The organism is Paraburkholderia sp. (genome assembly GCF_004298475.1).
GTDB lineage: Bacteria > Pseudomonadota > Gammaproteobacteria > Burkholderiales > Burkholderiaceae > Paraburkholderia > Paraburkholderia denitrificans.
The window spans coordinates 31,141-49,465 of record NZ_SCRP01000022.1 but is presented as its reverse complement, the minus strand read 5'-3'; the positions used below and the strand labels follow the sequence as shown (position 1 = coordinate 49,465).

Annotated in this window: 15 protein-coding genes; 10 read left to right on the top strand and 5 right to left on the bottom strand. The window is 66.4% G+C overall.

The features are described 5' to 3' along the window. Nucleotides 1–39: 39 nt before the first annotated feature. The 6 genes from lnt to EPN59_RS11395 all read left to right on the top strand — a co-directional run bounded on the left by lnt (nucleotide 40) and on the right by EPN59_RS11395 (nucleotide 7,578). Complete coding sequence (gene lnt, locus EPN59_RS11420) at nucleotides 40–1,761, top strand: apolipoprotein N-acyltransferase (RefSeq protein WP_293037821.1); 1,722 nt, start codon at nucleotides 40–42, stop codon at nucleotides 1,759–1,761. Nucleotides 1,762–2,065: 304 nt separating this feature from the next. Further along, complete coding sequence (glyQ, locus tag EPN59_RS11415) at nucleotides 2,066–3,073, top strand: glycine--tRNA ligase subunit alpha (RefSeq protein WP_293037819.1); 1,008 nt, start codon at nucleotides 2,066–2,068, stop codon at nucleotides 3,071–3,073. Nucleotides 3,074–3,090: 17 nt separating this feature from the next. Then, nucleotides 3,091–5,190: a glycine--tRNA ligase subunit beta gene (gene glyS / locus EPN59_RS11410; protein ID WP_293037817.1), complete on the top strand. Its 2,100-nt coding sequence runs from the start codon at nucleotides 3,091–3,093 to the stop codon at nucleotides 5,188–5,190. A gap of 38 nt (nucleotides 5,191–5,228) precedes the next feature. Then, nucleotides 5,229–5,792, top strand: coding sequence for a D-glycero-beta-D-manno-heptose 1,7-bisphosphate 7-phosphatase (gene gmhB, locus EPN59_RS11405; RefSeq protein ID WP_293037814.1), 564 nt, complete (start codon nucleotides 5,229–5,231; stop codon nucleotides 5,790–5,792). An 87-nt stretch (nucleotides 5,793–5,879) separates the two neighbouring features. After that, nucleotides 5,880–6,641, top strand: coding sequence for a lysophospholipid acyltransferase family protein (locus EPN59_RS11400; protein WP_293037811.1), 762 nt, complete (start codon nucleotides 5,880–5,882; stop codon nucleotides 6,639–6,641). Between the two features lie 79 nt (nucleotides 6,642–6,720). After that, nucleotides 6,721–7,578 (top strand): SprT family zinc-dependent metalloprotease, encoded by an 858-nt coding sequence (locus EPN59_RS11395; RefSeq protein ID WP_293037809.1) that lies wholly within the window; start codon nucleotides 6,721–6,723, stop codon nucleotides 7,576–7,578. Nucleotides 7,579–7,777: 199 nt separating this feature from the next. On the opposite strand, the gene gloA is transcribed toward EPN59_RS11395, so the two are convergent. Beyond that, nucleotides 7,778–8,161: a lactoylglutathione lyase gene (gene gloA / locus EPN59_RS11390; protein ID WP_293037806.1), complete on the bottom strand. Its 384-nt coding sequence runs from the start codon at nucleotides 8,159–8,161 to the stop codon at nucleotides 7,778–7,780. Between the two features lie 195 nt (nucleotides 8,162–8,356). On the opposite strand from gloA, the gene panE reads away from it, so the two are divergent. Together panE and EPN59_RS11380 are read left to right on the top strand one after the other, a co-directional pair. Then, on the top strand, nucleotides 8,357–9,301 hold the full coding sequence (gene panE / locus EPN59_RS11385; protein WP_293037803.1) for a 2-dehydropantoate 2-reductase: 945 nt from the start codon (nucleotides 8,357–8,359) through the stop codon (nucleotides 9,299–9,301). Nucleotides 9,302–9,407: 106 nt separating this feature from the next. Then, the gene (locus EPN59_RS11380; RefSeq protein WP_293037800.1) at nucleotides 9,408–10,379 is read left to right on the top strand and encodes a DMT family transporter; all 972 of its coding nucleotides are present in this window, start codon (nucleotides 9,408–9,410) and stop codon (nucleotides 10,377–10,379) included. Nucleotides 10,380–10,391: 12 nt separating this feature from the next. Here the strand turns inward: EPN59_RS11380 and rsmA are convergent, their stop codons facing one another. The 4 genes from rsmA to EPN59_RS11360 form a co-directional block, all read right to left on the bottom strand. After that, nucleotides 10,392–11,225, bottom strand: a complete 834-nt coding sequence (rsmA, locus tag EPN59_RS11375) for a 16S rRNA (adenine(1518)-N(6)/adenine(1519)-N(6))-dimethyltransferase RsmA (protein ID WP_293037797.1) — start codon at nucleotides 11,223–11,225, stop codon at nucleotides 10,392–10,394. Nucleotides 11,226–11,240: 15 nt separating this feature from the next. Further along, the gene (gene pdxA / locus EPN59_RS11370; RefSeq protein WP_293037795.1) at nucleotides 11,241–12,305 is read right to left on the bottom strand and encodes a 4-hydroxythreonine-4-phosphate dehydrogenase PdxA; all 1,065 of its coding nucleotides are present in this window, start codon (nucleotides 12,303–12,305) and stop codon (nucleotides 11,241–11,243) included. 12 nt (nucleotides 12,306–12,317) lie between these two features. Then, entirely contained in the window at nucleotides 12,318–13,718 is a 1,401-nt protein-coding gene (locus tag EPN59_RS11365; RefSeq protein ID WP_293037792.1) for a peptidylprolyl isomerase, read from the bottom strand. A gap of 99 nt (nucleotides 13,719–13,817) precedes the next feature. After that, nucleotides 13,818–16,187: an LPS-assembly protein LptD gene (locus tag EPN59_RS11360; RefSeq protein WP_293037790.1), complete on the bottom strand. Its 2,370-nt coding sequence runs from the start codon at nucleotides 16,185–16,187 to the stop codon at nucleotides 13,818–13,820. A 223-nt stretch (nucleotides 16,188–16,410) separates the two neighbouring features. On the opposite strand from EPN59_RS11360, the gene EPN59_RS11355 reads away from it, so the two are divergent. After that, nucleotides 16,411–17,487 carry a phosphotransferase gene (locus EPN59_RS11355; RefSeq protein ID WP_293037788.1) on the top strand — a complete coding sequence of 359 codons (1,077 nt, stop codon included), beginning with the start codon at nucleotides 16,411–16,413 and terminating at the stop codon, nucleotides 17,485–17,487. A 71-nt stretch (nucleotides 17,488–17,558) separates the two neighbouring features. After that, nucleotides 17,559–18,290: an N-acetylmuramate alpha-1-phosphate uridylyltransferase MurU gene (murU, locus tag EPN59_RS11350; RefSeq protein WP_293046068.1), complete on the top strand. Its 732-nt coding sequence runs from the start codon at nucleotides 17,559–17,561 to the stop codon at nucleotides 18,288–18,290. Nucleotides 18,291–18,325 lie beyond the last annotated feature (35 nt).

Genomic DNA, 18,325 nt, shown 5'->3' with positions numbered 1-18,325 from the left:
GCAGATATCGAGCAACCGAGCGAAGCGCAACCCGATTAAATGGCAGAACAGCTCCATTCCCCCACGCGCGAAAGCGCGCCCTCCGCCACGCCTGCCAGCCCCCATGGCAGAAACGGCGCCGCGCGCCGCGCGCTGCCCGCCTGGCACTATCTCGCCGCCGCCGCGCTGGGCGCGCTGAACACGGCCTCGTTCGCGCCGACGCCGCAAGGCGGCTGGCTCCAGATCGCGGTCTTCACGATCTTCTATCTGTGGCTCACGCGCACGACCGGCTGGAAGAGCGCGCTCTTCACCGGCTGGGCGTTCGGCTTCGGCAACTTCGTCACCGGAATCTGGTGGCTCTACGTGAGCATGCACGACTACGGCGGCATGCCCGCTACGCTCGCGGGTAGTGCGGTCGTGCTGTTCTCGCTCTATCTCGGCCTGTATCCCGCCCTCGCGGCCGGTCTGTGGTCGTTTTGCGCCGGGCACGCGGGCAACGGCCGCACGCAGGAGCAGCCCTTCTCCCCGACCTGGCACGGCGCGTTCGCATTCGCTTCCGCGTGGGCGCTCGGCGAATGGGCGCGCGGCTCCGTGTTCACGGGCTTTCCGTGGCTCGCGAGCGGCTACGCGCAAGTGGACGGCCCGCTCGCCGGTTTCGCGCCGATCGCGGGCGTGTACGGCGTCGGCTGGATGCTCGCGCTCGTCGCGGCATTGCTCGTGCAGGCGCTCGTGCGCGCGCTGGATCCGCAACAGCGGTCTTCGCGCCCCGAACCGGACGCACTCCGCCGGTCGCCGCGCGCCGCCTTCGCCACACCCGCGGTCGCGGCATTGGCCGTCATCGTCGCCGGGCTGCTGTTGCCGCTCGTGTCGTGGACCGAGCCCGCCAACGCGCCGCTGAACGTGCGGCTGCTGCAAGGCAATCTGAAGCAGGAGATGAAGTTCACGGACGAGGGCATGACTACCGCACTCGACGAGTTCCAGAAGCTCATCACCGAAAAACCCGCCGATCTCGTCGTCACGCCGGAAACCGCGATTCCGGTGCTGGTGCAGGATATTCCCCGGCCGTTCGGGCTCGCCATTCGTCATTTCGCCGATTCGACCGGCACGGCGATCCTGTTCGGCGCCGTGGGCGCCACCGTGACGCCGGACGGACGCGCCTACGACTTCACCAACAGCCTCTTCGGCATCACGCCGGGCCAGCCGGGCCTCTACCGCTACGACAAGCACCATCTCGTACCCTTTGGCGAATTCGTGCCGTGGGGCTTTCGCTGGTTCGTGAATCTCATGAACATTCCGCTCGGCGATTTCGCGCGCGGCGCGCCCGTGCAGCCGCCGTTCCTCGTCCACAACCAGCCGGTGGCCGTCAACATCTGCTACGAGGACATCTTCGGCGAAGAGATCGCGCGCAACGTGCGCGAGAACGCGGCCACGCCCGGCGTGCTGATCAATTCGACGAATCTCGCCTGGTTCGGCAACACCATCGCGATCGACCAGCACCTGCAGATCGCACGCATGCGCTCGCTCGAAACCGGCCGGCCGATGCTGCGCGCGACCAACACCGGCGCGACCGCCGCCATCGACGCCCGCGGCCGCGTGATCGCACGCCTGCCCGTCTACACGGCGGGCTCGCTCGACGTGCGCATCGAGGGCACGACGGGCTTCACGCCCTATGTGCGGAGCGGCAACAACACGGTGATCGCGGTTTCGCTCCTGATGCTCGCGTTCGGCTTCGCATTCGGTCCCGCGCGGCGCGCTCGCCGCAAGGCGCAGGACGAGCAGTAAGGCACGCGGGCGCCGCTCTTACATGGTACGCGCGGCGGTGCCCGCACGCACCTTGCAAAAAGCGTTGCACACCGCGCAAACACAACCCGCACCGACCCCGCACGCCGCGCAATACGGTCCCGAACCTCAACGCCCCGGCAATCCGGTAAAATTCAGCGTTTTAGCACCAGGCCGTCCCTGGCCAAGGTAGCTGGCCGAGGCAACCGGCCAGGGCAGCCAGGCGGCGCAGCACGAATCGCAGCACAACTCGTTCGCGCGCCGCCGGAGCCGCCGCTTCCTGCCCCAAAGACACTGCAGGCACCTCATGCTCACGTTTCAGCAAATCATCCTGACGCTCCAGTCTTACTGGGACAAGCAGGGCTGCGCGCTGCTCCAGCCGATCGACATGGAAGTCGGCGCCGGCACGTCGCACGTCCACACCTTCTTGCGCGCAATCGGCCCCGAGCCGTGGCGCGCCGCCTACGTGCAGCCGTCGCGCCGCCCGAAGGACGGCCGCTATGGCGAAAACCCGAACCGCCTGCAGCACTACTACCAGTACCAGGTGGTGCTCAAGCCCGCGCCGGAAAACATTCTCGACCTGTACCTCGGCTCGCTCGAAGCGCTCGGCTTCGATCTGAAGCAGAACGACGTGCGCTTCGTCGAGGACGACTGGGAAAATCCGACGCTCGGCGCGTGGGGTCTCGGCTGGGAAGTATGGTTGAACGGCATGGAAGTCACGCAGTTCACCTATTTCCAGCAGGTGGGCGGCCTCGACTGCAAGCCGGTGCTCGGCGAAATCACCTACGGTCTCGAACGCCTCGCGATGTATCTGCAGAAGGTCGAGAACGTCTACGACCTCGTCTGGACCGAATGGGAAGAGCAAGGCCCGAACGGCCCTGAACTGCGCCGCCTCACCTATGGCGACGTCTATCACCAGAACGAAGTCGAGCAGTCGACCTACAACTTCGAATACGCGAACGTCGACCTGCTGTTCACGTTCTTCAACGCGTACGAGAGCGAAGCGAAGCGCATGATGGAGCTGCAGCTCGCCCTGCCCGGCTACGAACTCGTGCTCAAGGCCGCTCACACGTTCAACCTGCTCGACGCGCGCGGCGCGATCTCGGTGACCGAGCGCGCAGCGTATATCGGCCGCATCCGCGCCCTGTCGCGCAGCGTCGCGCAGTCGTACTACGACTCGCGCGAAAAGCTCGGCTTCCCGATGCTCGGCAATCCGGTGCACGGCGTGCCTGGCCTCACCACCGACGAACACGACGCCGCGATGCCCGCATGGGCGCCGCCGCTGAAGGTCGAACGCAAGCTCGACGAGGCATGACCGGATTTCCGACAACAATGACCCAAGCTCATCACGCCACTCTCCTCGTCGAACTGCTGACCGAGGAACTGCCGCCGAAAGCGCTCGCGCGCCTCGGCGACGCGTTCGCCGAAGGCATCGCGCAGCGCCTCGCCGCGCGCGATCTGATCGAAGGCGATCTCTCCTTCGAACGCTACGCCACGCCGCGCCGCCTCGCGGTGACGATCAAGAACGTGCGCAGCGTCGCCCCCGAAAAGCAGGTGCGCGAAAAAGTGCTGCCGGTCACGGTTGCGCTCGACGCCAATGGCCAGCCCACCGCGCCGCTCGCGAAGAAGCTCGCCGCACTCGGCTTCCCCGACACCCCGGTGAGCGAGCTGGAGCGCGCTTCGGACGGCAAGAACGAAGCGTTCTTCCTGAATTACGCGGCGCCGGGCGCGACGCTCGCCGACGGCCTGCAGGCCGTGCTCGACGAAGCGCTCACGAAGCTGCCCATTCCGAAGGTCATGACGTACCAGCGCCCGGACGACACCAACGTGCAGTTCGTGCGCCCGGTGCACCGTCTCACGGTGCTGCACGGCGACAAGATCGTGCCGGTGACGGCGTTCGGCATCGACGCGGGCGACACGACGCGCGGCCACCGCTTCCTGTCCGAAGGCCCGATCGCCATCACGCGCGCCGACGACTACGCGCACACGCTGCAGCATAAGGGCTTCGTGATCGCGAGCTATGCGGACCGCCGCGAATCGATCCGCTCGCAGCTGATCGCCGCCGCGCAGAACGACCAGGTCGTGATGCCCGACGCGCTGCTCGACGAAGTGAATTCGCTCGTCGAATGGCCGGTGGTGTACGCCTGCAAGTTCGAGGACGAATTCCTGCAAGTGCCGCAGGAATGCCTGATCCTCACGATGCAGACGAACCAGAAGTACTTCGCGCTCACCGACGCCGAAGGCCGCCTGCGCTCGCGCTTCCTCATCGTCTCGAATATCGCGACCGCTACGCCGGTCGAAATCGTGGAAGGCAACGAGCGCGTCGTGCGCCCGCGTCTTGCCGACGCCAAATTCTTCTTCGAGCAGGACAAGAAGAAGCCGCTCGCACAGCGCGTGCCGCTGCTCGCGAACGTCGTGTATCACAACAAGCTCGGCTCGCAGCTTCAACGCGTGGAGCGCCTCGAAGCGCTCGCGGGCGACATCGCGCAGCTGTGCGGCGCCGACGTCGCGCTCGCGAAGCGCGGCGCACGCCTCGCGAAGGCGGACCTGCTGACCGACATGGTCGGCGAGTTTCCCGAACTGCAAGGCACGATGGGCACCTACTACGCGCGCCACGACGGCGAAGCCGAAGAAGTGGCGCTCGCGTGCTCCGAACACTACCAGCCGCGCTTCTCCGGCGACGCACTGCCGGGCACGCCCACGGGCACGATCGTCGCGCTCGCGGACAAGCTGGAGACGATCGTCGGCATCTGGGGCATCGGCCTCGCGCCGACCGGCGAGAAAGACCCGTTCGCGCTGCGCCGCCATGCACTCGGCGTGCTGCGCATTCTGGTCGAGAAACAGTTGCCGCTCGATCTCGTCGAACTGCTGCGCGCCGCCGGCGCGCAATTCGCGAGCATCCCGGCCGTGACCGATTCCACCGATGCGATCTACGAGTTCTGCATGGACCGCCTGCGCGGCCTGCTGCGCGAGCGCGGTTACGCCGCCGCCGAGATCGACGCGGTGCTCGCGCTGAACCCCACGCGCCTCGACGACATCGTCGCGCGCCTCGACGCCGTGCGCGAATTCGCGTCGCTCGCTGAATCGGCGTCGCTCGCGGCGGCGAACAAGCGCATTTCGAACATCCTCAAGAAGTCCGATGGCGCCGGGGATGCGGGGGTGCAGATCGCCCTCTTCGTCGAAGCCGCCGAAAAAGCGCTCCATGCCCAGCTCGAAGCCGTCACGCCGCGCGTCGAAACGCAGCTCGCCGCCCGCGAGTACACGGGCGCGCTCACCGCGCTTGCGGCGCTGCGCGAGTCCGTGGACATGTTCTTCAACGACGTGATGGTCAACGCCGAAGACCCGGCGCTGCGGGCCAACCGCCTCGCGCTGCTCAAGGCGCTGCATCGCCAGATGAACAGCGTTGCGGACATTTCGCGGCTCGCCGCGTGATGTCCCGAACCCATCACTGAACCACTGAGCGCGACGCCATGCCGACCAGTCCCAGCAGAAAGCTCGTGATCCTCGACCGCGATGGCGTGATCAACCTCGATTCCGAGGCGTTCATCAAGTCGCCCGACGAATGGGTCGCGATTCCGGGCAGCCTCGAAGCGATTGCTCGCCTGAACCAGGCGGGCTATCGCGTCGCGGTGGCGTCGAACCAGTCGGGTATCGGCCGCGGCCTGTTCGACACGGCTGCGCTCAACGCCATGCATGCGAAGATGCACCGCCAGGCTGCCGCCGTGGGCGGTCGCATCGACGCGGTGTTCTTCTGCCCGCACACCTCGCAGGACCACTGCGATTGCCGCAAGCCGAAGCCCGGCATGCTGAAGATGATCGCGGAACGCTTCGAAGTCGATCCCGAAGACACGCCGGTTGTCGGCGACTCGCTGCGCGACCTGGAAGCCGGCGCCGCGCTCGGCTTTCGCACGCACCTCGTGCTGACCGGCAAGGGCGAGAAGACGCTGGCCGCGGGCGGCCTGCCCGCAGGCACGCAAGTCCATGCCGACCTGCGCGCGTTCGCACTCGACTTTCTGGCGAAAGAGCGCGTCTGAGCCCGTCCGACCCGACGCAACACTAACCTCACAGGCTGCGGCGCACGCAAGCTGCGCGCCGCACGCCACTCCCCTCCGGCCCGACCGATGCGCTTTCTCCGTTCCCTGCTGCTCTTCATTTACCTCATCGTGTTCACGGCGCCGTACGCCACGGCATGTTTCCTGGCGTTCCCGTTCATGAACGCGGAGCGGCGCTACTGGATGGCGGTGGGCTGGTGCCGCACCACGCTCTTCGTGGCGCGCTGGCTGAACGGCATCCGCTATCGCGTCGAGGGCATGGAGAACCTGCCGGACGGGCGCGCGGTGGTGCTCGCGAAGCACCAGTCCGCATGGGAAACGGTCGCGCTGCCCGCGCTGATGCCGCGCCCGCTGTGCTACGTGTTCAAGCGCGAACTGCTCTACGTGCCGTTCTTCGGCTGGGCGCTCGGCCTCCTGAAGATGGTTCACATCAACCGCAAGGAAGGCAAGGCCGCGTTCGAATCGGTGACGCGCCAGGGCAAGCTGCGCATGGACGAAGGCGCGTGGGTCATCATGTTCCCCGAAGGCACGCGCACGCAGGTCGGCAAGCAGGGAAAGTACAAGAGCGGCGGTGCGCGCCTCGCTATCGAAACGGGCGCGCAGGTCATACCGGTCGCGCACAATGCGGGCCACGTCTGGCCCCGCAACTCGTTCACGAAATATCCGGGTATAGTCACGGTGTCGATCGGCAAGCCGATCGAGACGGCCGGACTCTCGCCCGATGAAGTGAATACGCGGGTCGAAAAATGGATCGAAGCCGAAATGCGCCGTATCGATCCCGACGCGTATCGCGTGACGAAGAGCGCGTCTGCGAACCCCGCACAGATCTGAAGCGCGCGGGCGATTCAGCGATACGCTTCACACTTCACGCGTGGCACGTGGCACCCGCTCAATCGCACCAGACCTGACGATGCAGAAGTCCTCCACGCCGCGGCCCGCTGCGGCGCTCGACAACCGTCAACTCGATCTGCCGCTCTTCGCCGAGCCGGCGTCGCCTGCTACATTCCCCACGCCTGCTTCCCCGTCCAGCGCGCCGCTCGCGCCGGACGGCACGAAGCTGCGCACGCTCGTCCTGGGCGCGCGAACGCTGCACTATCGGCTCAAACGCTCGTCACGGCGCTCGATCGGCTTTGCGATCGACGGCACCGGGCTCGCGATCACGGCGCCGCGCTGGGTCACGCTCGGCGATGTCGAAAATGCCATCGCCGAGAAGCAGCGCTGGATTTTCGCCAAGCTCGCCGAATGGCAAACGCGCGTCGAGCAGCGCGCGCTGCCGCGCATCGAATGGAGCGATGGGGCCGAGCTGCCTTATCTCGGCAAGCCCGTGCGGGTCGTGCTGGGTGCGCGGCACCTGGCGTTCGACGAAGCTACGCGCGTGCTGGCGCTGCCATTGCCTCCGCACGCCGATCCGCAGCAGATCAAGGATCGTGCGCTCGGCTGGCTGCAGGGCGAAGCGAAGCGCATTTTCGGCGAGCGGCTCGCGGTTTACGCCGGGCGGCTTGGCGTGACGTTTCGCTCATACGCGCTTTCTTCAGCCGCGACGCGCTGGGGAAGCTGCTCCAGCGAAGGACGCATCCGCCTCAACTGGCGGCTCGTGCACTTTCCCCTTTCGATCGTCGATTATGTCGTCGCGCACGAACTGGCTCACCTGCGCGAAATGAACCATAGCCCGCGGTTCTGGCAAACGGTCGAGTCGATTTTTCCCGAGTTTCGCGAAGCCCGAAAGACGCTCAGGCAGCATCCGCCGGAGATGGTGCCAGGGGTGTGAGCGGCTCGCTGGCTGGATGTCTGGCGGCCGTCTTCGCTGCCGCCAGCCGATGCGCGATTATCCGGACTGCAGATTAATCGCGAGCTGCCAGAACAGGACGCGTAGCCGACACTACGCACAGCGTCAGCCATCAAACTCAAATCAAACGCAACCGGCGCCGGAACGTTCCAGCGCCGGTTGCAGCACATACGGCGCGTCCTTACTTCTTCTGGATGAATTCGATCTTGTAGCCGTCCGGATCGGTTACGAACGCAATCACGGTGGTGCCGTGCTTCATCGGCCCGGCCTCGCGCACGACGGTGCCGCCCTGCGCCTTGATCTTCGCGCAGGCCGCGTAGGCGTCGTCGACTTCCACCGCCAGGTGACCGAAACCCGTCCCCAGATCGTACGAAGGCGTATCCCAGTTGTGGGTCAGCTCGATCACGGCGCCATCGCGCTCGTCGGTGTAGCCGACGAACGCCAGCGTGAATTTGCCTTCGGGATAGTCGTGGCGGCGCAGCAGTTTCATACCGAGCAGTTCGGTGTAGAACTTGATCGAGCGATCGAGGTCGCCAACCCGGATCATCGTGTGAAGCAGGCGCATCGTGAACTCCGTTTTGCCATCGTCAAAAACCGGACTCTACCAAAATCCCGTTTCCGCTGCCCACGCCGGACCGGACCAGCCGGACCGGCAAGCTTCCCCGATTTGCACTAGCATGAACGCCATCCCGAATTTGCCAGGTGCGGCAGGCAAGCCATACAGTCGAAGTTGAGACGCTGATCGATTCAAGGAGAAGACATGCGGATTCTGATCGTGGGAGCAGGGGCGACGGGCGGTTACTTCGGCGGGCGCCTGGCGGCCGCCGGGCGCGACGTGACATTCCTCGTACGGCCTGCGCGCGCGGCACAGTTGCGCGAACACGGTCTCGTGATCCGCAGCCGCTTCGGCGATCTCGCGCTGCGCGACGTCAAAACCGTCACGCAGGACGCACTGAAAGCGCCGGGTGCGCAGCCATTCGACGTCGTGCTGCTCAGTTGCAAGGCCTACGATCTCGACAGCGCGATCGACTCGTTCGCGGCGGGCGTCGGCCCCTCGACGCTGATCCTGCCGCTCCTGAACGGCATGCGCCACCTCGACGTGCTGCAGGCGCGCTTCGGCACGCAAGCCGTTCTCGGCGGCGTTTGCGTGATTGCCGCGACACTGAACGGGCAACGCGAAATCGTGCATCTGAACGACATGCACGCGATCACCTTCGGCGACCTCGGAGGCGGCATCTCGATGCGCGCCCAAGCCATCGCCGATACGTTCTCCAACGCCGGTTTCAATGTCGAGGCGAGCGAACGCATCCTCCAGGAGATGTGGGAAAAGTGGGTGTTCCTCGCATCGCTTGCGGGCGCAACGTGTCTGTTTCGCGCATCGGTCGGCACCATTCTCGCCACGCCCGATGGCGAAGCGACTGTCGAGCGCCTCTTCGCCGAGTGCCGCGCGATTGCCGCCGCGAACAGCCACGCGGTACGCGACGCGTTCGTCGCCCGCGCGCGCTCGATGCTCTTTGCGCCTGGTTCGCCATTCACGGCATCGATGCTGCGCGACGTGCAGAACGGCTCGCAAATCGAGGCCGATCACGTGCTCGGCGATTTGATCCGGCGCGGCGGTGCAGCGCAGAACAGCGACGCGATTTCGGTGCTGCGCATCGCCTATAGCCACTTGAAGGCCTACGAGGCGCAACGCGCCGCGACGTAAGCGCCCGTAAGCACCCATAAGCGCCGCATCCGGCGCGGGGGCATCATTATTGAATGCGCACGGAGTTTGATATCTTATCGGTCCGACCACAGCCGTCCGCCGACCGATGAGCACAATCGCCCTGCCCGCGCGCCGCGCACCCGACAGCCAGGCTGTGATCCTGATGATCGTGCTCTGCGCGATCTGGGGCCTCCAGCAAGTCGCCATCAAGAGCGCCAATGCGATGCTGCCGCCGGTATTGCAGGCTGGGCTGCGCTCGGCGATTGCCGCCGTGCTCGTGTGCGGCTTCGCACGCGCGCGCGGCACGCCGCTCTTTCGCGAGGACGGCACGCTGGCCGCGGGTCTGCTCGCGGGCGTGCTGTTCGCGGGCGAGTTCATCTGCATCTTTCTCGGCCTGACGATGACAAGCGCGTCGCGCATGGCCGTGTTCCTTTACACCGCGCCCTGCTTCACGGCGCTCGGCCTGCACTGGTTCACGCCTGGCGAGCGGATGCGACGTACCCAGTGGATCGGGATTGCGGTGGCGTTTGCGGGCATGGCGCTCGCCTTCGCGGATGGTTTCGTACGCAACGGTACAAGCAGCAGTGCGGGCAACGGCGCGGGCAGCGCGAACGATCTGCACGCGATGCTCACCGGTCTCGCAGGCGATGCGCTCGGTGTGCTCGGCGGCGCGCTGTGGGCCGCGACGACCGTCGTCGTGCGCACCAGCACGCTCGCGCACGTGAGCGCGAGCAAGGTGCTCTTCTATCAACTGGCAGTGTCGGCGCTCGTGCTGCTTGCGCTCGCGGCCGGTCTCGGCCAGATGGAGGTCCGCACCGTCACGCCGCTTGCGGTCGTGTCGCTCGGCTATCAAGCCGTGGTAGTCGCATTCGCGAGCTATCTCGCGTGGTTCTGGCTCCTCACGCGCTATATGGCGTCGCGGCTTTCGGTGTTCTCGTTCCTCACGCCGCTGTTCGGCGTCACGTTCGGCGTGCTGCTGCTCGGCGAATCGTTCAGCAGCCGCTTTCTCGCCGCCGCGCTGCTCGTGCTGGCCGGGATCGCGCTCGTCAACGCGCCCGCGAAAGCGAAGCGAAGCTGAAGCGCTGCGCGATCAGCCGCGCGCCTGCTCGTCCCGGCCCAGCGCCTGCGCGATGCTCACATACTCTTCTACGGCCACATCCTCGGCGCGGCGCGCGAGATCGAAACCGAGCCCCTCGAAATCCACGCGCTCGCGATACGCGCCGAGCGTGTTGCGCAGCATCTTGCGCCGCTGCGAGAACGCGGCGGTCACGAGATCGCCGAGGATCGCCTCATCGACGACCGGCAGTTCGTGCGGCGCATACGGAATCATGCGGACGATCGCCGAATCGACCTTCGGCGGCGGCTGAAACGATTCGGGCGGCACGTCGATGAGCTTGTCGATGACGTAGCGGTACTGCAGCATCACCGTGAGGCGGCCGAACGCCTTGCTGCCCGGCTCGGCGACCATGCGCTCGACCACTTCGTTCTGCAGCATGAAGTGCTGATCGATCACACACGGCGCGAACGTCGCGAGGTGAAACAGCAGCGGGCTCGAAATGTTGTACGGCAGATTGCCGACGATCCGCAGCGACGGCTTCTCGCCAGGCGCCGCGAGCGAGCCGAAATCGAACGAGAGCGCGTCGCCCGCGTGGAGTTCGAGCAGCGCGCCGAACTTCTTCGTGAGCCGCGCGATCAGGTCGCGGTCGAGCTCGACCGCGTGCAGCGGCGATTCGGGCGTGGCGAGCCGCTCGATCAGCGGCTCGGTGAGCGCGCCGAGGCCCGGCCCGATCTCGACCATGCGTTCGCCGCGCTGCGGGCGAATCGTGTTGACAATCGCGTTGATCACGCCCATGTCGACGAGAAAATTTTGCCCGAAGCGCTTGCGCGCAAAGTGGCCCTGGTGCTGTCTGCTGCTATTGGACATCGTCTGGAAAATCAATCAGGGGGGCGCGGCGCGGGTGTGACGAAAGCGCGCCATCGAAACGGCGGCGTCGACTGCGGCGATCAGGCTGCCCGCATCGGCGCGGCCCGTCCCGGCGAGATCGAGCGCGGTGCCGTGATCCACCGACGTACGGATGATCGGCAGACCGAGCGTCACGTTGATGCCTTCACCGAACGTCGCGTATTTCAGGACCGGCAGGCCCTGGTCGTGGAACATCGCCAGCACGCAATCGGCTTCGTTGAGGTAGCGCGGCTGGAACAGCGTATCGGCGGGATAGGGACCGCGCGCGTCGATCCCGGCTGCAACGGCTGCCTTGAGCGCGGGCGAAATCGTGTCGATCTCTTCGCGGCCCAGGTAGCCGTTTTCGCCCGCGTGCGGATTGAGCCCCGTCACGAGGATGCGCGGCTGCGGCACGCCGAAATGGCGGCGCAGGTCGTGGTCGATGATGCGCAGTGTCTCGACGAGCGAATCGATCGTCAGCGCGGCGGGGACGTCCTTGAGCGGCAGATGCGTCGTCGCGAGCGCCACGCGCAGCGGCCTCGTCATGCCCGGGCCCGTGCCCGCGAGCATCATCACGACACGCGGCGTATGCGTGCGCTCCGCCAGATATTCGGTATGACCGGTGAACGGCACGCCGGCATCGTTGATCGTGCTTTTTTGCAGCGGCGCGGTGACGATCGCGTCGAACGTCTGCGCCATCGCGCCGTCGATTGCACGGTCGAGCAACGCAAGCACGTAGCGGCCATTGGCGGCATCGAGCTTGCCTGCCTGCACCGGTGCCGCGAGCGGCACATGCTCGACGCGCACACGCGAACCCGCGCCAATCGTGCAGAGTGCAGCCCAGTCGACGTTCACGGCGGCGGCGCGCGCCGCCAGCAGGTCCGCATCGCCGAGGACGACAAACTCCGCATCCGGCCAGTGCGCGGCCGCGCCCGCGAGCGCCACCGCAGTCAGTTCGGGACCGACGCCGGCAGGCTCGCCGGTGGTGATGGCGATTCGAACAAGCTGCGGGACAGACTGAGGCCCCCGCGTGGCCGACGACGAGGTTGCGGGGGCGTTCACGGCGCGATTCCTTTAGTGCTGCGGCGGCGTCACGCCGCTGATCTTGTAGTCGACGTAGGCGCTGTCGCGCAATTCGCGCAGCCAGTCGGCGTAGGCGCGCTCCGCCTTGCGTTGGCCGATGGCCTGGCGCGCGATGTCCATCTGCTGCGAGACCGAGCCTTCGGCGTCGCGGCGGCCGAGCACCTGGATCAGGTGGTAACCGTATTCGGTGCGGACCGGATCGCTGACCTGGCCGTCCTGCAGCGTGTTCATGGCGCGTTCGAATTCGGGCACGGTTTCGCCCGGGCTGACCCAGCCGAGATCGCCGCCCTGCGAGGCCGAACCGTCCTGCGAGTAGCTGCGCGCGAATTTCTCGAAATCGCCGCCTGCCTGCAGTTCACGCTTGATTTCGAGAAGCTTCTGGCGCGCTTCCGGCTCCGACGTGCCTTCGCCGACGCGCAGCAGGATGTGGCGCACGTGCGTCTGCACGAGCTTCGGCGCATCGCCGGACGTACCGCGGCCCGCGCGTCGATCGACGAGACGGATGATCTCGAAACCGTCGTTCGTGCGGACCACCGACGGGCTCACCTCGCCCGGGCGCAACATCGATGCGGCCGTCACGAATTCGGCGGGAAGCTTCTCCGGCGGCAGAAAGCCCATGTCGCCGCCCGCTTTCGCTTCCGGCGCCTGCGAGTTCGACTTCGCGAGGCTCGTGAACTTGCTGCCCCCGAGCGCTTCTTTGAGCAGCGCGTTAGCCTTGGCCTGCGCGGCTTCGATGTCCGTCTGCGATGCGTTGAGCGGCGCCTTGATCAGGATGCGCTCGAAGCGCAGGTCGTTTTGCTGGCCCGCGTTCGGACCGCGCTGGCTCGCGATGTAGTTCACGACTTCCGCGTCCGAGACCGAGATCTTGCTGTCCACTTCGCGCTCGCGCAGCTTCGAGAGCGTGAGCTCGGTGCGCGCGTCGTTCATGAACGTGCTCCAGGGCACGCCCGCTGCCTCGATACGCGAACGGTACGTCGCAAGGTCCATGCCGTTGACCTGGGCGAGGCGTTCGAGCGTGCGCTGGATGGCGGCATCGTCGACGACGATGCCGTCTTCCTTCGCCTTCTGGAGCTGGATGCGCTCGATCACCATCTGGTTGAGCACCTGCGAGCGCAGCTGGTCGGTCGGCGGCACGGGCGCTTTCTGCTGGTTCAGGCGGCGCGCGATCATTGCGACGCGCTCATCCAGTTCGCGCTGGGTGATCACGCCGTTGTTCACGACGGCGGCAATCGTGTCGACCATCTGGCCGGAGTCGGCCGCATGGCTCGTGGAGGACTGGCCCGATCCGGCGGGCAGCGCCTGCGCCTGCGCCGGGGCGACCGGCGCGAGAACGGCGGCGGCGAGGAAAGTCGCAGCGAAAGCTGACAGGCGAAGCTTGTTCATCATTCCCACAGATACTCCAATGTTGGCGGGCAGCTTCGCCCGTCTCTATGCAACCGACCCCACGTTGCCCCGCGCATCCCGGCCGGGGAAAACGCGGCGGATCACGCGTTATTGATAATCCGTGAAGCGCGACGGCACAGGCGGCTGGCCGGGCAGCGGCGTGTAGCCCGGCACGCTGGCGCGGAACGCCGCCACCAGCCCGTTGTCGACGTTCGACAGCCCCTTGAGCGTGAGTTGCGCGAGGAACCGCGTAGCCGAGTTTTGACCGCCCGTCGTATTGACCCCGTTCGCGTAGCGCTGCAGGCCGACGCCGAGCGCCCAGCAGTCGGCGTCGTACTGCAAGCCGATCAGCCCGTCGACGAGGCGCGTGCCGTTCACGTCGTAGTTAAAGCGGCCCACAGCGTACACCCGGTGCGAGAGCGGCCATTGCGCCGAGATCAGGATCTGGTTGATCGGCTGGTTGTCGAGCGTCGTGTTCGCGCGCGTGTAGCGGTACGCGACATTCAACACGCGGCTCGTCCCCGGACTGTAGCCGAATCCGACGCTCGCCTTCGTGAACTGTTCGTTGTCGGCATTATATTGGAACGCCGTTTCCGAAGCGAAACCCGCCCCGAGCTTCAGCGACGCGCCCGCGATCAGGTCCGAATGCGTGGCCTGCGCGGTCGACTCGGTCGGCAACAGCGTCACGCGCTGATCGCGGAAGTAGTACTGCTGCGCAAGCACGAAGCGCGCGCGCTCATCGCCCGTGGCCGCGTCGATAAAGCGCGTGGTGAGCGCGGCGGTGATGCGGTTGGCGTCGGCGATGCGGTCGTTGCCGACGAACGTGTTCGGCGTGAAGATTTCCGCGAGTCCGAAGTCGGACTCGGCCGTGTCGAAAAGCGGCGCGAAGCTCTGGTTCCGGTACGGCGTGTACACGTAGTACAGGCGCGGTTCCAGCGTCTGGATGTAATCCCGGCCGAACAGGTGCACCGAGCGGTCGAACACTAGCCCCGTGTCGAAGCTGAAGGTCGGCACCGATTCGGTGAAGTTCTTCGGCTGTCCGGCGGGCGAGCCCGAACCGATGTTGCTGAGGTCGTACGACGCGAAGTGCCACTGCACCTTCGGCGTGACGAAGTAGCCCGGCCCGATCAGCGAGTACGACAGGTACGGATTGAAGACGACGCGGTCGCCTTCGGTCATGTCCGAACTCGTGATGCGAAAGCGCGAGTAGTCGGCTTCCGCGCCGTAGTCGAAGCCCCCGACGTTGTACTTCGCGTACTGGACGTTCAACTGGGGCTCGCGGCCATACGGCGCTGCGGACGGCTCGAGCGTCTGCCAGTGCTGGATGCGCCCGAGCACCGACCACGGGCCGTTGTTGTAGGTCAAGCCCGCTTCCTGCTGATACAGCAGCTGCGTGCCGTTCAGGAACTGGTTGACCGGTGAAGTCAGGTCTTCCGGATAGGTGTTGTCCGAGACCTTGTTGTAGTAGATGTAACCACCGAAGCCGCCGCCGAAGTTCTGGTTGTGCTGGATGAACACCGCGTAGCGGTTCGTCTTCGTGATCGCGTCGTCGGGCAGGAACGTGCCGGTGATCGTGCCGCTGTAGTTGGTCGACAGATACCGGTAGGAGGCCTCCGTGAACACGCCGCGCTTCGAGATCAGTTCGGGCGTGAGCGTCAAGTCGCGGTTCGGCGCGATGTTGAAGTAATACGGCAGCGCGACCTCATAGCCGTTCGTCGAGCTGATCGAAAACGTCGGCGGCAACAAGCCGCTGCGGCGGTCGCCCGACAGCGGAAACGTCAGCCACGGGCTCGCGAAAATCGGCACGTTCTGGAAGAACAGCACGCTGTTGTGCGCTACGCCTTCGTCCGCGCCGGTGTCGAAGTCGAACTCGCTGCCCTTGATGTACCACGCCGGGTTCGTCGAGCACCGGCATGCCGTGTAGGTGCCGTTCGTGAGCACCGAACGCTCGCTGTCGAGCAGGTCCGCGCGCTCGGCGCTGCCGGAGCCGCCCGTCAGCGTGAAGTGATACTTCGGCGCGGGCATGAAGCCTTCGTTGGCTTCGACTCTCAGGTGAGCCTCGGGACCCGTGAACGTCGCGCCGCTCTGGGAGACCACGACGTGGCCGTACGCGGCGGCGGTGTCGGTGTCGACGTCGTAGTGCAGCGCCTCGCCCTTCACGATATTGGTGCCCTGGCGCAGTTCGGCCGAGCCCCTGAGCGCGATGTCGGTGTTGGCGGTGCCGGTGGTCGAGTCGCCGAGCACGAACGTGGCCGGGCGCTGCCCGGCCACGTTCGGGTGAACTTCGAGTTGCGGTGCGAGGCGCAGGCTCAACGGGCCGTCCAGCGGCTCGGGCTGGGCGGCGGCGCCCGACAGCTGGGCGTGCGCCAGCGCGGGTATCAAACCCGGCACGGCCACGAGTGCCGCGATGAGCCGCCGCTTGCCCGGCACGCCGTCGTCACTGCTGGAGATCGTCTGGAAAAACTGTCTGGGCGGCATTTATGGTTTTGGCGAATCGGCACGGCCGTCTGCCCGGTCCAGCGCTGCCTCGTACCTCTCGCGCCGGCGCGAGGCGAGGCCCGGCTGCACGTCCGGGTACCCTCGATCGTCCGATCGAGGCGGCGTACGAACCGTCACGTGGGCTTTGGCGCGAGTCGCGTCAAAAAAGTCGTGGGGTATTATATGGCAAGACGTTGATCCACTGATTTTGCCCCCGGTTTTCATGACCTCGACCGCCGCCCCCCGTTTAGACGACACCCCCGCCGATTCCCGGCACGCCCTGCTCGCCGCCTGGCTTGCCCGCCACGCAGACCGCTACGCCCTCGACCTCGCCACGCTCGTCCCCGCGTCCTCCGACGCGAGCTTCCGGCGCTACTTTCGCATTGCCAGCACCAGCACCAGCGGCAGCGGCGAGCACGGCGCGTCGCTGATTGCCGTCGATGCGCCGCCGCCCGAAAAATGCCGCGAATTCGCGCAGATCGCCGATCTGCTCGCCGCAGCGGGCGTGCATGTGCCGCGCGTGCTGGAAGCGGACTTCGAAGCGGGCCTGATGCTCGTGACCGATCTCGGCGCCGCGCCGTATCTGCAGGCGTTGCAGGAAGCCGGTCCTGGCCCGCGCTCGCGCGAACTGATGCGCGACGCACTCGATGCGCTGATCCGCTGGCAGCTGTCGTCGCGCGAAGACGTGCTGCCGCCGTTCGACGAAGCGTTTTTGCGCCGCGAAATGGAGCTGATGCCCGAGTGGTATCTGCAGCGTCATCTCGGCCGCGAAATCGACGGGGCCACGCGCGGCGTGCTCGATCGCACCTTCGCGCTGCTCGTGGCGAATGCGCGCATGCAGCCGCAGGTGTTCATGCTGCGCGATTTCATGCCGCGCAACCTGATGATCGCAACGCCGAATCCGGGCGTGCTCGACTTCCAGGACGCGGTGTACGGCCCGATCACGTACGACATTGCGTCGCTGCTGCGCGACGCATTTATCAGCTGGGACGAGGAATTCGAACTCGATTGCGTCGCGTGGTACTGGGAGCGCGCCAAAAAGGCCGGGCTGCCCGTCGACGCCGACTTCGGCGAGTTCTACCGCCAGCTCGAATGGATGGGCCTGCAGCGGCACATCAAGGTGCTCGGCCTCTTCTGCCGCATCAACTACCGCGACGGCAAGGCGCACTACATGGCCGACCTGCCGCGCTTCCTCGGCTACGCGAGCAAGGTCGCGCATCGCTACCGGCCGCTGGCGGCGTTCGCGCGGCTCATCGACGAGCTGCAGGGCGCGAGCGTCGAAACCGGCTACACCTTCTGACCATGCCCGCCCATGACGAGATTCACACGATGAGGTTTGCCCGATGAGGTTTGCCCGATGAGGTTTGCCCAATGAGCCGCGCCCGTTTCGAGCGCACGGCGATGATCTTCGCAGCCGGGCGCGGCGAGCGCATGCGCCCGCTCACCGATACCTGTCCCAAACCGCTGCTGAGCGTCGGCGGCAAACCGCTGATCGCGTGGCAGATCGAGCGGCTTGTGGCGGCCGGTTACACGAATATCGTGATCAATCACGCGTGGCTCGGCGGCCGGATCGAGGCGGCGCTCGGCGACGGCCAGCAATTCGGCGTCGCGCTGCGCTACTCGCCCGAGCGCGAAGCGCTGGAGACGGCGGGCGGCATCGCCGCAGCGCTGCCGCTCCTCGAACCGAAAGGCGAACCGGCGGTGTTCCTCGCCGTGAGCGGCGACGTCTACAGCGAATTCGACTTCGCGCGGCTCGACGCACGCGCCGAAGCGCTTGCCGCGCAGCCCGAGCCGCACATGCACCTCGTGATGGTCCCGAATCCGCCGTTCCATCCCCACGGCGATTTCACCCTCGGCGCCGATGGCCTGCTCGCCGCCGACGGCGCGCCGCGCTACACCTTCGGCAACATCGGGCTCTACGACACGCGCATGTTCCGGGCGCTCGCGCGCGGCACGAAGCGCGCGCTCACGCCGTACTACCGCGAGAGCATCGCGCAGCGGCGTGCGAGCGGCGAGCTTTACGAAGGACACTGGGAAAACGTCGGCACGCCCGCGCAACTCGCGGCGCTCGACGAAGCCTTGCTGACCCGACAGCACGGTTAAAGCGCAGCGGACGGCCCGCGAATGCTGCATGGGGT

Coding starts and splice junctions, on each gene's coding strand:
- lnt (WP_293037821.1), top strand. CDS start 40: ATGGCAGAACAGCTCCATTCCCCCACGCGCGAAAGCGCGCCCTCCGCC.
- glyQ (WP_293037819.1), top strand. CDS start 2,066: ATGCTCACGTTTCAGCAAATCATCCTGACGCTCCAGTCTTACTGGGAC.
- glyS (WP_293037817.1), top strand. CDS start 3,091: ATGACCCAAGCTCATCACGCCACTCTCCTCGTCGAACTGCTGACCGAG.
- gmhB (WP_293037814.1), top strand. CDS start 5,229: ATGCCGACCAGTCCCAGCAGAAAGCTCGTGATCCTCGACCGCGATGGC.
- EPN59_RS11400 (WP_293037811.1), top strand. CDS start 5,880: ATGCGCTTTCTCCGTTCCCTGCTGCTCTTCATTTACCTCATCGTGTTC.
- EPN59_RS11395 (WP_293037809.1), top strand. CDS start 6,721: ATGCAGAAGTCCTCCACGCCGCGGCCCGCTGCGGCGCTCGACAACCGT.
- gloA (WP_293037806.1), bottom strand. CDS start 8,161: ATGCGCCTGCTTCACACGATGATCCGGGTTGGCGACCTCGATCGCTCG.
- panE (WP_293037803.1), top strand. CDS start 8,357: ATGCGGATTCTGATCGTGGGAGCAGGGGCGACGGGCGGTTACTTCGGC.
- EPN59_RS11380 (WP_293037800.1), top strand. CDS start 9,408: ATGAGCACAATCGCCCTGCCCGCGCGCCGCGCACCCGACAGCCAGGCT.
- rsmA (WP_293037797.1), bottom strand. CDS start 11,225: ATGTCCAATAGCAGCAGACAGCACCAGGGCCACTTTGCGCGCAAGCGC.
- EPN59_RS11360 (WP_293037790.1), bottom strand. CDS start 16,187: ATGCCGCCCAGACAGTTTTTCCAGACGATCTCCAGCAGTGACGACGGC.
- EPN59_RS11355 (WP_293037788.1), top strand. CDS start 16,411: ATGACCTCGACCGCCGCCCCCCGTTTAGACGACACCCCCGCCGATTCC.
- murU (WP_293046068.1), top strand. CDS start 17,559: ATGAGCCGCGCCCGTTTCGAGCGCACGGCGATGATCTTCGCAGCCGGG.